The organism is Variovorax sp. GW531-E2 (genome assembly GCF_059423125.1).
Window position 1 is genome coordinate 145,368 of record NZ_JBWKXQ010000001.1, and the last position, 15,548, is coordinate 160,915.

A 15,548-nucleotide genomic window follows, 5' to 3' on the forward strand; every position below is an offset into this window, starting at 1 on the left:
GCATGTCCGAATCAATCAAGGCCTCGCTGCGTGCGCTGTTCCTCGCGCGCTATGCGCAGTTCCGCAAGCACCTGCACCACCGCCTCGGTTCGGAAGACCTCGCCAACGACGCGCTGCAGGAGGCCTACCTGCGCGTGGAGAACTCGACCGTGCGCAGCGCCGTGCGCTACCCCTCGGCCTACCTGTTCCGCATCGCGCTCAACGTCGCGGAAGACCAGCGCAAGAGCAATTCGCGGCTGCTGAGCGTGGGCGAGGTCGAGGCGTTGTACGACATGGCCGACGAGGCCGCCGACCCTGCGCGCGGCGCCGAGGCGCGCAACGAACTCGAGGCGCTCGAGCGCGCGCTGGCCGAGCTGCCGCGCCGCCGCCGCGCCATCGTGCTGGCCGCGCGCGTCGACGAGATGCCGCACAAGGACATCGCGGCGCGCTACGGCGTGTCGGCGCGCACCGTCGAGAAGGAATTGCGCGCCGGCCTGGAACATTGCTGCGAGCGGCTGGGCCGGGATTTCATCCAGCGCTTCGGTCCTGGCGCCGGAAAACAGTCTCCCCATGATGACCGCTGAAGAACCCCAGGCGACCGAGGCCATGAAGCAGACCCTGCAACGCGAAGCGCAAGCCTGGGTGGTGCGGCTCGGCTCGCAACAGGCCACCGAAGACGACGCCCAGGCCTTCCGGCGCTGGTGCGCGCGCAGCCGTGACCACGCGCAGGCCTTCGTGCAGGCGCGCCAGGTGTGGCAGGCCATGGCGCCGGCCGCGCAGCGCGTGCGCCAGCAGGAAGCGCGCGAAGCGGCCCACCGCCGTTTGCCGGTGCCCGGACGCCGTGCCTTCCTGGGGGGCGCGGTCGCGGCGTCGGTCGCCTACCTCGCGGTGTCGCCGCCGCTGGCGCTGTGGCCCTCGGTCGCCGAGTGGGGCGACGACTACCGCACCGCCACCGGCGAGCAGCGCGAGGTCGCCATGGGTGACGGCGTGGTGCTGCAGATGAACACGCAGACGCGCATCAACCTGCGCCGCGGCGCGACGGAGAGCGCAGGCGAAGCCATCGAGCTGGTGTCCGGCGAGGCCGAGGTGCTGGCCGGCGGCCCGGCCTCGGCGCGCGTCACGGTCGCGGCGGGCGGCGGCACGGTGTCGGCGACGCGCGCGCGCTTCAACATCCGCCACCTCGACGGCGAGGTCTGCGTGACCTGCCTGGCGGGCCAGGTCGACGTGGCGCAGGGCACGCAACAGGCGCGGCTCGACGCAGGCCGGCAGCTGCGCTACGGCCCCGCGGGGCTCGGTGTCGTGACGGGCGTGGACACCGGCCCCGTCGTCGCCTGGCGCCGCCGCCAGCTGGTGTTCGACCAGGTGCCGCTGTCGCAGGTGGTGGCCGAGGTCAACCGCTACCGCCACGGCCGGCTCATCCTCACGAACGAGGCGCTGGGCCGCAGCCGCGTGCAGGCCAGCTTCTCCATTGACCGGCTGGACGACGTGGCCTTCCTCGTGCGCGACGTGTACGGCGCCGAACTCACGCAGCTGCCCGGCGGCATCGTGCTGCTGGGCGCCGCCAGCGCCTGAAGTGCGTCGCAGCGTGCCGATCCGCGTGTTCGTGAAGATTTCGTGACATGGTGCAGTCGCGCCGGACCTTCGCTGTCATAGCTCGGTAGTCCACGGGCCCTTGCGCTTCGTGGCCCCGATCGAGCAACGAAACACGAACCCATGGAAGTCCGCATGCAACGCAGCAGCCGCCGCACGGTGTCCCGGCGCAATCCGCCGAACGCGTCCTCTTCTTCTTATTCGTCTGCCGCATTCGCGCAGGTCCGGTTCACGCCGCTGGTGCGCGCCATCGCGCTGCTGCTGGCCGGCGGCGCCGCGTTCGACGGCGCGCAGGCGCAGCAGGCGTTCAGCGGCGCGTGGATGGCGCAGAAGAACATGGCGCAGAGCACCGCGCTGGCCACCGGCCGCCTGCCCAACGGCCTGCCTGCTGCGATGCTCGCGGGGCCGCAGGCGCAGCAGCAGCGTGCGAACGAACAGCTGCAGCAGTCCCTCGGCAACCTGAACCTGGCGGCGCGCGCCATCGCGGCGCAGCAGTCGGCGCAGGCCGCGGCGCGCGCCGCCGCGCAGCACGACCCCTCGGTGCCCGACGGCCTGGCCGAAGGCGGCCTGAAGGTCGACACGAACGCGCTCACCGCCGGCTGGCACAACGCACGCCCGCTCACGACCGATTCGCAGCGCCAGGCCGCGGGCCGCACGGTGGTCACGGTCGAGCAGACGGCCGACAAGGCCATCCTCAACTGGGAGACCTTCAACGTCGGGCGCAACACCACGGTGAAGTTCGACCAGCAGGCCAGCTGGTCGGTGCTCAACCGCGTGAACGACCCGAAGGCGCGGCCTTCGCAGATCCAGGGGCAGATCCAGGCCGACGGCACGGTGATGGTCGTGAACCGCAACGGCATCGTGTTCAGCGGCAGCAGCCAGGTCGACACGCGCAACCTCGTGGCCGCGGCCGTGGGCATGAGCGACGCGCAGTTCAAGCGGGGCCTGTACAGCGAAACGCGCGGCAGCACCCAGGTGCCGGTGCTGGCCAACGACCTGGTGCTCCACGCCACCGGCGCCACGCACGGCGCGGCCACCGCCGACGTGGTGGTGGAGCCCGGCGCGCGCATCGCCACGCGCCGGCCCACCAGCGTGACCGAGGGTGGCGGCTACGTGCTGCTGGCCGGGCGCGAGGCGCACAACCACGGCAGCATCACGACCGCCAACGGCCAGACCGTGCTGGCCGCCGGCGACGCCTTCGTGATCCGCAAGGGCATGGGCACCGACGGCAACAGCGACTCGAGCACGCGCGGCAACGAGGTCGATCCGCTGCGCCTGGCCGGCAGCGCCGCCGGCCGCGTGCGCAACACCGGCCTGATCGCCGCGCCGACCGGCGACGTGACCCTGGTCGGCAAGACCGTGGAGCAGCAGGGCGTGCTGCTGTCCAGCAGCTCCGTCAACACGCGCGGCACGCTGCACCTGCGGGCGGTGGGCGAGGCCGGCGAGGCGCGCGTCACGCTGGCGCCGCAGAGCACCAGCGCGATCGTGCTGGAGAACGACGGCGCCACCGCGCTCGACGTGCAGCGCGACACCCTGCTGAAAGACTCGATGCGCCTGAGCGACGGCGGCTACAACCGCCGCGACCAGTCGCTGGTGAAGATCGACTCGGCCGGCGACATCGACTTCGACGGCGGCTCGCTCACCCTGGCCACCGGCGGCCAGGTGCAGGCGCGCGCCGCGCGCCGCACGCGCGTGGCCAGCGGCGCCGCCATCGACGTGGCCGGCGCGGTCGGCGTCGGCGTGGCCATGGCGTCCAACAACGTGAAGATCAACGTGCAGGGCAACGAGCAGCGTGATGCGCCGCTCAACCGCGACGGCAAGCGCCTGAACAACCTGGACATGTGGATCGACCGCCGCGACCTCGTGCGCGTGGCGGCCGGCGTCAACGGCTACGCCGGCGAGCGCTGGTACACCGGCGGCGGCCTGCTGGAGGTCGGCGGCTACCTCAACACCGACGGGCACACCGTCGGCGAATGGGCCGCGTCGGGCGGCACGGTGGCCTTCGCCGGCGGCGAGCTGGTCACGCAGCGCGGCTCGCGCATCAACGTGGCCGGCGGCACGCTCGACGTGCAGACCGGCCGGCTGCAGCAGAGCTGGCTCAAGGGCCCCGACGGGCGCCTGTACAACCTGTCGACCGCGCCGGCCGACATCGTCTACACCGGCCTGTACCGCGGTTTCGAGGACGAACACGCGCGCTGGGGCAAGACCACCACCGGCTACTTCTACAACCCGCTGATCGCGCCGCGCGAGCGGCTGGAGAACGGCTACACCGTGGGCCGCGATGCCGGCCAGGTGCAGGTCGGCACGCGCGCCGCGGTGCTCGAAGGCGACATCGACGCCACCGTGTTCCAGGGCGAGCGCCAGCAGCGCAAGCGCGATGCGGGCCTGGACAGCTACCGCCAGCTGCAGACCGCGGCCCCGCTGGCCGGGCGCCTGGTCATCGGCGGCGTGGCGCCGGTCTACGACGCCGCCACCGGCCTGCTGCGCGACAACCCTTCCGCGCGGGTCGACCGCGTCACCTTCGCCGATGCGCCCGGTACGTTGGCGGATGCGCTGGCCGCCGGCGAGGCGCTGCCGAAGGAGCTCGCGGGCCATGTGCGCATCGACAGCCAGTGGCTGCAGCGCCAGCGCCTGGGCGGCGTCGTCGCCTATGCGAACGACACGGTGGCGGTGACGTCCGCGCTCGCCGTCGCGCCCGGCGGCAGCATCGCGCTGCACGCGCCCACGGTGGCGGTGGACGCCGACCTGGTCGCGCGCGGCGGCAGCATCGCGCTGGGCGACCTGGTCAGCCGCTTCGCCAGCGCCAACGGCGGCAGCTGGGTCGACATCTCCATTGCCGACGTGCTGCCGGTCGGCTACGCGCCGCGCGTGGTGGTGGGCGAGGGCGTGCGGCTGGATGCGCGCGGCTTGTGGAGCCACATCGCGCAGTCGCCCGACCGCATCGAGGGCCTGCCTTACGTGGACGGCGGGCAGGTCACGCTGCGCAGCACCGGCGATGTGGTGCTCGGCGCGCGCAGCCTCGTCGATGTGTCGGGCGGCGCGGCCCTGCTGGCCGGCAACGAGCTGCGCGGCGGCCGCGGCGGCGACGTGACGCTGATGGCGGCCCAGCCCGGCAACGAAGGCGCGGGCCCGGGCACGCTGCGCATGGACGGCGAGGTGCGCGGCCACGGCGTGAAGGGCGGCGGCAAGCTGACGCTGGCCAACGGCGCGGCCATCGGCATCGGCGAACTGCCCGCCGGCGGCGACGGGCAGCTCGCGGCGGGGCGCCGCAGCACCGTGCACCTGCGGCTGGCCGGCGACTACGTGATCGCGGCCGGCAGCGAGATTCCGATGGACTTTGCCGTCACGGTGTCGCGTGCGCTGCCGGGCGAGGCGCTCAAGGAGAGCGTGCAACCCGGCGTCAGCAACGCGCGCACCGTCGTCACCGGCGCCGACTGGGTGGTGCCGCCGGGCACGCAGGCGTTCCTGCTCGACGGCAAGGGCTACGAGCCGGGTCAGACGGTGCCGGCCGGCAGCGTGCTGGCGGCCATCACCCTGCTGGCCCAGGGCTACGTGCTGCCCAAGGACGTGTTCCCCTCGGGCCTGCCGATCCCGCCCAAGACCACGTCGTACAAGGCCGGCACGGTGGCCGCCGCCGACACCGTGATGCCCGCGGGCACGCCGATCGTCGCCGGCACCGCGCTGCCGCGCGCGGTCGCGGTGCAACCGCTGCTGCGCCTGGACACCGACCTGTTCCACAGCGGCTTCGCGCAGTACACGGTGCGCGGCCAGGACGGCGTGGCGGTGGCCGATGGCGCGCGCGTGGAGGTGCGCATGCCGGTGCAGCGCTTCGACCCCGTCGCCGGCGCGCTCGCGCCCACCGGCGCCGACCCGTCCATCGCGCTGCCGCTGTGGATGCCGCCGGTGTACCAGGACGATCCGGTGAAGCAGAAGCTCACCCAGCGCGCCGGCGCCGACCTGACGCTGGAGGCCGGCACGCTCTACCAGCGCGCGCCGCTGGTGGTGGGCGAGGGCGCCCACATCGCGCTCGACCCCGGCCGCACGCTCACGCTGCGCGGCAACGACCAGATCACCGTCGATGGCACGCTCTCGGCCTGGGGCGGGCGCGTCGCGCTGCTGCCGGGCGAGCACGGCACGGGCAACGCGCGCAACCTGGCCGACGGCATGCCCAACGCACGCTCGTACTGGATCGGCGAGCACGCGCTGATCGACGTTGCCGCGCGCCCGGTGGTGGCCACCGACGCGCGCGGCCACCGCTACGGCCAGGTGGCCAACGGCGGCACCATCGAGATCGGCGCGCGCCATGTGCTCGATGCCACGCAGGTGGACGCGGCCGATGCCTTCGTGGTGCTGCGCCCCGGCGCGCGGCTGGAGGCCTCGGGCACGTCGGCAACGCTCGACCTGGCGGGCCGTGGCCCGACCGAGGTCGCCAGCCACGGCGGCACCATTGCGCTCAGTTCTTTCCGCGGCCTGTTCCTGGACGGCGACATGCGCGCCGCGGCGGGTGGCGCGGGCGCGGCCGGCGGCATGCTGGCGCTGAACCTGGACACGCCCCTCTACGGCACGGTGGCGCGCTACAACCTGAAGGGCGAGAACGTCGACGACGCGGTGCGCGTGCCGCGCGAGATGCTGCTGGCGCAGGTGCAGGGCCGCAGCGCGGTGGCCGACGCCGCCGGCCTGCGCCCGGGCCAGGCGCACGGCGCGCTGGCCTACGGCACGGCGCGCATCGGCGTCGACCGCATCCACGACGGCGGCTTCGACAACCTGTCGCTGCTCAGCCACGGCATGCTGTCTTTCGACGGCAGCGTCGATCTCTCGCTGGGTCAGAGCCTGCGCCTGACCACCACCGCGCTGGCCCTGGCCGATGCGTCCGCGCCCGATGCGCGCGTGACGCTGGCCGCGCCCTACATCCGCCTGGCCGCCAGCGGGCGCACCCAGATCGACGACTACATCCTGCCCAACCCGGTGCTCGGCTCGCGCAACGCGGGCGGGGGGGCCGGCACGCTGGGCGTGCCGCTGGTGTCGGCCGGCAGTTCGCTGCGGCTGGACGCGCAGCTCATCGATCTGGCGGGCATGGTGCAGCAGGGCGTGCGCGGCACCATCGTGCGCAACGTGTCCGAGGAGCTGGTCGTGGAGCGCAACGCCTTCGACCGCACGCTGCTGCGCAGCAGCGGCGACCTGCGCCTGTCGAACAACGCCAGGTTCTACGTGCCGGGCGACCTCACGCTGGCGGCGGCGCAGATCTACCCGGCCACCGGCGACAGCGGGCTGGTGCAGGTCGGCCAGCGCAACGTCATCGACAAGTGGGGCACCCGCCAGGCCGAGATGGACATGAACCGCCGGCTGGTGATCGAGCGCGTGGGCGACACACCGGCCATGCCGCAGTCGGCCTTCGGTTCGCTCACCTTCCACGCCGCCCACATCGAGCAGCGCGGCGTGCTGCGCGCGCCGCTGGGCGGCATCGCGCTGGGCAGCGTCTTCGGCGACACCGCCACCAGCACCGTGCAGCTGCATGCGGGCAGCCTGACCTCGGTCAGCGCCGACGGGCTGCTGATGCCCTACGGCGGCACGCAGGACGGGCTGACCTATCTCTTCAACGGCAAGGACGTGGCCTACCGCGTGCCCGGCGTCGGCCCGGCCATCACGCTGTCCGGCCACGCGGTGGACGTGCGCGAGGGCGCGGTGCTCGACATGTCGGGCGGCGGCACGCTCACCGGCACCGCCTTCCTGGCCGGGCGCGGCGGCTCCACCGACGCGCGCATGCATCCGCTGGTGCAGGTGGGCGCGCAGCGCAAGGGCTTCGTGCTGCCCGGCCTGGCCACCAACCCGGTCTATGCCATCGTGCCGGGCGTGCAGCCGCTGCAGGCGCCGCTCGGCGCAGAGAAGGGTGCGAGCGATCCGGCGCTGGGCCGGCAGATCACCGTCGGCACCGGCGTGCCCGGCCTGCCGCCGGGCCGCTACACGCTGATGCCCTCCACCTACGCGCTGCTGCCCGGCGCCTTCCGCGTCGAGCTCAACGGGCTGGCCGCGCAGGTCGGCGCGCCGGGCAGCGCGACGGCGATGCGCAACGGCTCCTACACCGCGCCCGCGCAATTGGGCGTGGCCGGCACCGGCATCCACGACGCGCTGCCGCTGCAGGCGGTGTTCACGCCGGGCGACGTGCTGCGCACCTACGCGCAGTACAACGAGACCGGTTATGCCGACTTCGCCGTGGCGCAGGCGCTGCGCGACGGCGTGCCGCGTCCGCTGCTGGAGCGCGACGCCAAGGCGCTGCGCTTCCAGTTCGGCCTGAAGGGCTCGGCGGGCGAGATGCCCGGCGAACCCGCGCTGCGCTTCGCCGGCACCGCGCGCTACGCCACGGTGGGCGACGGCATGGGCGGCACGGCGCTGGTGATCGGCGGAACGGCGCGCTCCTTCGAGGTGCTGGGCGACGGCGCCGCGCCCACGCCGGACTTCAAGGGCACCTCGCTGCATGCGCGCGACCTCAACGCCATCGGCGCCGCGCAGCTGGCCATCGGCGGCGCGCCGGCGGGCACCTTCGTGCAGGACGCCACAGCGGCCGACCGGCTGAGGGACGCCAACCGCCTGGGCTTCAGCAGCGCCGCCGAGGGCATCGTGCTGCGCGAGGGCGCGGTGCTGCGCGCGGGCGAGGTGTTCCTGGTCACCGACCGCCGCGACTCGGGCATCACCGTCGAGTCCGGCGCCGGCATCGACACGCTGGGCCGCGGGCCGGCGGCCTGGGACTCGCGCCGCGGCTACATCTACGAGCCGGGCTTGCGCAGCGTGCTGGCGGTGTCCAACGGCTGGATCGACATCCAGCCGCCGTCCGCGTCCAGCGGCGGCCAAACGGGCCCCGGCCGCATCGACATCGGCGTGTGCGCCTCCAGCGGCAGCTGCAGCGCCGGCGCGCGGCTGTATTCCGAAGGCACCATCACCGCCGCCACCGACCAGGCCTTCACGCTCGGCGAAAGCACGCGCTACGGCACGCGCAACCTGGTGCTGGCGCTGGGCGGCATCAACGTCGGAGGCGAACGCGCGCTGGGCGACGCCGCTGCGCGCGGTGCGCTGCCGCCGGGACTGACGCTGAACCAGTCCGTGCTCGACCGCCTGCTGCGCGGCGACACCAGCACCGGCGCGCCGGCGCTGGAGAACCTGGTGTTCACCGTGCGCGACGCGGTCAACTTCTTCGGCTCGACGCAGCTGTCGACCATCGACCCCGCCACCGGGCAGTCGACGATCACGCGCCTGATGCTGACCACGCCCGCCATCTACGGCTGGGGCGATGCCGACAGCGTGGCGCGCATCCACACCGACGTGCTGGTGTGGAACGGCACCCGCACGCCACCCGGCCTGGTGGCCACCGGCGGGGCGGGCACCGGCAGCGGCCGGCTGCAGATCGACGCCCGGCGCATCGAGCTGGGCGCCGCGCGCGACATGCGCGTGGACACCGTGCACGACATGGACCGGCTGGTGCTGGGCTTCGGCGAGGTGCAACTCAACGCGAGCGAGCAGGTCACGGCGCGCCAGAAGGGCTCGCTCTCGGTCTACCAGTCGCAGGGCGCGTGGGACGAGACGGCCAAGGGCCATGTGCGCACGGGCGGCGCGCTGCGCATCGACACGCCGCTGTTGACCGGCGAGGCCGGCTCGGTGATGCGCTACACCGCCGGCGGCGACGTGCGCGTGGCCGCGCCGCAAGGCATGCAGCCGGCCACGATGACCGACGCCGAAGCATCGCGCGCGCTGGGCGCCGAGATCGCCATCGACGGACGCAGCGTGATGCTCGACACCGCCGTGGTGCTGCCCAGCGGCAAGCTGGTGCTGCGCGCCGACGGCGACGTGCAGCTGCACGACGGCGCGCGGCTGGACCTGGCCGGCCGGCGCCTGCGCTTCTTCGACGTCGACAAGTACAGCTGGGGCGGTGACGTGGAGATCGAAAGCCGCACGGGCAACGTGCGCCAGGCGGTGGGCGCGCAGATCGATCTCTCGGCGCAGAACAACCGTGCCGGCCGGCTGGCCGTCACCGCGCTCGGCGCGGGCGCCGGCCAGGTCGAGCTGTTGGGCCGCATCGCGGGCGGCAGCAGCGGCGAGTACGACGCGGGCGGCACGGCGGTGCCCTACGCGGCGGGGCGCATCGACGTGCGCGCGCAGCGCCTGGCCGACTTCGCCGGCCTGAACCGCCGCCTGACCGACGGCGGCGTGGTCGGCGAGCGCAGCTTCCAGCTCAAGCAGGGCGACCTGGTGGTGGGCGACGAGCTGAAGGCGCGCGAGATCAACCTCTCGGTCGACGGCGGCCGCCTCACCGTGGCCGGCACTGTGGACGCCGGTGGCGTGCAGGTCGGCAGCATCCGGCTGGCGGCGCGCGACGGCGTCACCATTGCCAGCAACGCGCTACTCGACGCGCACGGCACGCGGCTGCGCGTGGACAGCTACGGCCAGGCCATCGAGGCGCCCAACCGCGCCACCATCGAGATCGACAGCGGCAAGGGCCGCCTCGTGCTGGAGAGCGGCGCGCGCATGGACCTGCGCGCCGGCACCGATGGCACGCCGCGCGCCTTCGGCACGGTGGAACTCAACGCGCCCCGCCTGGGCGGCGCGCGCGGCAACGACATCGACATCGACGCCGGCGGCACGCAGCGCATCGAGGGCGCGCGCACGATCACCGTCAACGGCTTCTTCCGCTACGACGACGCGCCCACGGGCACCGACCCGGACATCAGCGGGCGGCCCTACCAGCGCATCGACCAGGCCTACCTGCAGGCCAAGCACGAGGACAGCACGGCCTTCATGCGCAACGTGCTGGCCAACGGCGCACTGGTCGACGGCCGGCTGGCCGGCCTGCGCGCGTACGGCGACGCCTTCCACCTGCGCCCCGGCGTGCAGATCGTGAGCCGGACGCCCGACGGCGACCTGCAGATCGACGGCGACCTCGACCTCTCGGCCTTCCGCTACGACAGCCTCAACGCGCGCACGCAGCGCACCGGCGTCTACGGCTCGGGCGAGGCCGGCGCGCTGGTGATGCGCGCGGGCGGCAACCTGAAGATCCACGGCAGCATCAACGACGGCTTCGACACCTCGGCGCTGCCGGCCACGCGCGACGACGACGGCTGGGTGCTGCTGAAGGGGCGCGTGCCCTTCGGCGGCGACGTGGTGGTGCCGCGCGGCGGCGTGGTCACGCTGGCCGAGAACACCTTCCTGCAGCCCGGGCGCGCGCTCAACTTCCAGGCGCCGCTCAAGGCCATGAGCCTGGCCGCCGGCACCGTGCTGCCGGTGCGCGCGGTGCTCACCGAGGGCTACACGCTGCCCGCGGGCACCGTGCTCGGCGGCGCGGTGCGCGATGCGTCCGGCCAGGTCCTTCATGCGGCCGGCACCGTGCTGGCGCAGCCGCTCGTGCTGGGCGCGAACATGCAGCTGGACCCCGGCGTGCGGCTGGCGGGCGCGGCCAAGGTCGGCCCGATGCTGTGGCCGGTCGGCGTGCCGCTGCCGTTCCCCGACGGTGCCGTGCTGGACGTCAACCAGCCGCCGTTCTACCGCTACAACGGCCCAGTGCTGGCGCGCGAGGTGCCGCTGCAGCGCGGCGCCGTCATCCCGGCCGAGACGGTGGTCGTGCTGCCCGGCGGCGCGGCGTCGGTCCGGCTGCGCCTGGCCGATGGCGACGGCAACCAGGGCCGCAACTTCGCCATCGCGCCGATGCTGGCCGAGGGCTCGCAGTCGTGGTCGATGCGCCTGGTGGCCGGCGCCGACACGCAGGCCGCCGACAGCCGCGCGCTGCAGCCGCGCGGGCCGCAGCGCGACCTGCTGCTGGCCGACACGCACTACGGCAACGCCTTCACGAAGGAGCTGGTCTCCGGCGGCAAGGTGTGGGCCTGGAACCAGCAGGCGGCCGACGAAGGCTGGGGCAGCTTGGGCAGCATCGTCACGCCGGAGGAGGTGTCCTGGGGCATGTGCGACATCGGCTACTGCGACCTGGTTTCCGAGACCCCCGAGGTCTGGGACTTCAAGTCCTACCCCGTGCGCCAGCCGCTGTTCAGCGTGGTGCGCACCGGCACCGGCGACCTGGACCTGCTGGCCGGCAACGACTTCACGCAGCGCTCGCCCTACGGCATCTACACCGCCGGCACGCGCGCCGCGGCGCGCGCGGACGACGCCGACTTCCACCTGCCGCGCGCCAAGGGCCCGCAAGGCACGGTGCTCAACGGCGGCTACGACATCTTCGAGCAGTTCGTCGACAGCCAGAGCCTGTACCGCGCCTGGTACCCCGACCACGGCGGCAACCTGCGCATGCGCGTGCAGGGCGATGCGCGCGGCGACACCATCGGCGTGCGCGGCAACATGCGCCGCACGACCGACGAACTGGGCATCTTCCGCAAGCAGATGCCCAGCGCCATGCTCGGCAACTGGCTGTGGCGCCAGGGCACCGGCAGCGTGGTGCCGGGCGCCGAGGGCGTGCCCACCGCGTGGTGGATCAACTTCGGCAGCTACGTCGCGGGCCACGAGGGCACGACCTACGACCTCGGCGGCCTCTGGCCCTACCTGGTCGGCTTCACCGGCATCGGCACGCTGGGCGGCGGCAACCTGGTGTTCGAGACCGGCGGCAACGCCGGGATGATGGAGCAGATGGGCGACCACAGCGCCACCTACGTGGCGCGCAGCCAGGGCCTGCATCTCGCCGTGGGCAGCACCGGCCGCGTGACGCGCGCGGGCGAGCTGCTGCTGACCGGCGGCGGCGACCTGGACGTGCGCATCGGCGGCACGCTGAACCCGGCGCCCGAGGTGCGCGCAGTGCCCGCCAGCACCACCTGGCAGGCCGGCAGCCTTCAGCGCTACGACCGCATGCGGCTGGACCTGAACGGGGTCTTCGCCAACCTGCGCGGTGCGCTGCGGCTGGAAAGCGGCGCGGTGGGTGGCATCGAGCTGGACTTCGGCACGCCCGGCCCGAAGGACTCGCGCGCGCTCAGCCCCTACGTCGCCGGCTCGTCGATCGCCTCGGGCGGCCCGGTGCTGATCCCCGGCGATGCCGGCGTGCGGCTCGACGCGCGCGGCGACCTGGTGCTCGGCGGCGTGGCCGATCCGGGGCGCGTGCCCACGCTCACGCACGGCACGCCCTTCAGCGCCAACGGCACGCAGCACCCGGGCGAGGGCTGGACCTGGTTCTCGCTATGGACGCCGTCGACCGCGATCGACCTGTTCAGCGCCGGCGGCAACCTCACGCCGACGCTGGGCTGGACCGACCTGGGCGATCGCACCAACCACCAGGCGACCGACGGCCGCTTCGTCTACCCGGCGGTGCTGCGCGCGCTGGCGGCCAGCGGCAGCCTGTACTACGGCAGCGCGAGCTCGGGCGTGCGCGACGAATCGAGCAACGGGCCGGTGCTGTCGCCCTGGAGCCTCACGCTGGCGCCGTCGCCGGTCGGCCCGCAGTACGCGGTGAAGCGCACCGCGCAGCTGGAGCTGCTGGCGCGCGACTCCATTCACGCGGCGGGCTACACCATCACGCCCTCGGGCGCCGATCCGTCGCGGCTGGTGGACCCGTTCCAGCCGGGCTTCGCCGCGCTGGGCGGCGAACTCTGGTACGGCCGCGAGCTGATCCACAACACGGCCGCCGACGCGCTGCTGCCCTCCATTGCACTGGACGGCCAGAATTCGTGGCTGCGCTTTCCGCTGTTCACGCTCACCTCGCCCAGCGTGGCCGACGTGGCGCCGGCGGGCCAGCCGCCGTCGCGCTTTTATGCGCTGGAGGGCGACATCGTGGGCCTGCGCACCGGCTCGATCGTCTACCGCGGCTCCAACACCGGCGTGGCGACGCCGAACGGGCTCTGGTACGAAGGGGCGGGCCCGGTGGCGATCCGCGCCGGGCGCGACATCGTCGGTGCCGGCACCGCGCTGGGCGAGGTCGATCTCGTGCCGTCGGAGGGCGCGGGCTGGCGCGGGCGCGATTTTCCCGGCCGACCGGAACTGCCGCCGCAGCCGCAGACGCTGAACGCCGCCTCGGCGCGCGGCAACCTGATCGTGCACCGCCACGCCGACGACGTGTCGGTGGTGGAGGCCGGGCGCGACATCCGCAACAGCAGCTTCCACATCGCCGGCCCCGGCGAGCTGGTACTGAGCGCCGGGCGCGAGCTGTACATGGCCGACAAGGGCGAGCTCAAGAGCCTGGGCGCCATCGTCAACGTGAAGCCAGGCGACCGCAGCAGCGGCGCCGGCATCTCGGTGGCGGTGGGCGTGGGCCGCGACGGGCCGGACTGGGCCGGCTTCGCCGCGCGCTACCTCGACCCCAAGCGCCGCGCCGCGAGCGGCCAGCCCTTCGCCGACCAGCCCGGCACCGCGCTGTACAGCTATGGCGGCGAACTCACGCTGGCCGGCTGGCTGTCGCAGCAGTTCGGCTACGGCGGCGACGAGGCCGGCGCCGATGCCTACCTGAAGCGCAAGCAGGCCGAGATCGACGGCCAGCGCAGCGAAGGCGGCGGCAGCACGCGCCGCGACCTGGTGCGCGAGTTCGGCCTGGCCGAAGGCCTGCACCTGGTGAACTGGCTGCGCGAGCGCTTCGGCGGCAGCAACAGCCAGGGCCGCCACTTCGACGCCGCCACCATGGACGCGCAGGCCTTCTTCGCCGCGCTGCCGCCCGAGCAGCAGCAGGTGTACCTGCGCAACGTGTACTTCGCCGAGCTGCGCGCCGGCGGGCGCGAGTACAACGAAGAGGGCGGTCCGCGCCGGGGCAGCTACCTGCGCGGGCGCGAGGCCATCGCCACGCTGTTCCCCGCGCAGGGCACCGACGGCAGCGCGCGCCGCTACCAGGGCGACCTGACCATGTTCAGCAGCGCCAACTACTACGCGAGCAGCTCGGACCCGTTCACCAAGCGCCCGCAGGCCGGCAAGAGCTACCTGCGGCGCGACGCCTGGACGGCCGCCGGCCGGCCCAGCGACATCGGCGTGTACGACGCGCTCGATGCCGGCATCCACACCAACTTCGGCGGCAACGTGAACATCCTCGTGCCGGGCGGGCGCACGCTGGTGGGGGTGGACGGCGGCTTCGTGCCGGGCGAGGGCTCGGGCGTGCTGACGCAGGGCGCGGGCGAGGTGCAGATCTACTCGCTGGACAGCATCCTGCTGGGCCAGAGCCGCATCTTCACCACCTTCGGCGGTGGCATCCTGGCCTGGTCGGCGCAGGGCGACATCAACGCCGGTCGCGGCTCCAAGTCGACCGTGGTCTACACGCCGCAGCGGCGCCTGTACGACGACGCCGGCAACGTCAGCCTGTCGCCGACCACGCCCAACACCGGCGCCGGCATCGCCACGCTGAACCCGATCCCCGAGGTGCCGCCGGGCGACATCGACCTGATCGCGCCGCTGGGCACCATCGACGCGGGCGAGGCGGGCATCCGCGTGTCGGGCAACGTGAACCTGGCGGCGCTGCGCGTGGCCAATGCCGAGAACATCCAGGTGCAGGGCAAGTCCACCGGCGTCCCGGTGGTGGCGGCGGTGAACGTGGGCGCGCTCACCAACGCCAGCGCCGCCGCCTCGCAGGCCGCCACCGCGGCGCAGGACGCCGTGCAGCGCGACCGCGCGGCCCAGCGCCAGGCACTGCCCTCGGTGTTCACCGTGCGCGTGCTCGGCTTCGGCAACGAACCCGCGGGCGGCGAGGGCGGTGGCGCCGGTGCCGGCCGCGAGCGCACTGGCGCGGCCTACGACCCCAAGGGCGTGGTGCAGGTGCTCGGCGCGGGCGCGCTCACCACCGCGCAGATGCAGTCGCTCACGCCGGGCGAGCAGCGGGGGCTGAAACGCTGAGCGGCTGAACCTTTGCGCTACCCGCGCAGGCGGAAAAAACAGAAGGGCCTCCCATGCGGAGGCCCTTCTTCTTATGTGCGCGAAACCCGCCGCGCCGGACCTCGTGCCGATTTCTTGATGAAGTTTTCGTGACAAACGACAGTCGCCGCGCACGCCGTGCGTCTAGGTATCGGTACGCAGCAGCGACATGAAGGCTC

3 protein-coding genes are annotated in these 15,548 nt (G+C 73.6%); all 3 read left to right on the forward strand.

Annotation, left to right across the window (positions count from 1 at the left end; translation table 11 throughout):
* Positions 1-2 precede the first annotated feature (2 nt).
* Positions 3-563, forward strand: a complete 561-nt coding sequence (locus AC07XP_RS00590; RefSeq protein WP_095745876.1) for an RNA polymerase sigma factor — start codon at positions 3-5, stop codon at positions 561-563.
* A complete protein-coding gene (locus AC07XP_RS00595; protein ID WP_495263467.1) occupies positions 550-1,551 on the forward strand; it encodes a FecR family protein in 1,002 nt (333 codons plus the stop codon). The genes AC07XP_RS00590 and AC07XP_RS00595 overlap by 14 nt, the downstream gene beginning before the upstream one ends.
* 153 nt (positions 1,552-1,704) lie before the next feature.
* On the forward strand, positions 1,705-15,351 hold the full coding sequence (locus AC07XP_RS00600) for a filamentous hemagglutinin family protein (protein ID WP_495263468.1): 13,647 nt from the start codon (positions 1,705-1,707) through the stop codon (positions 15,349-15,351).
* The last annotated feature ends 197 nt before the right edge of the window (positions 15,352-15,548 follow it).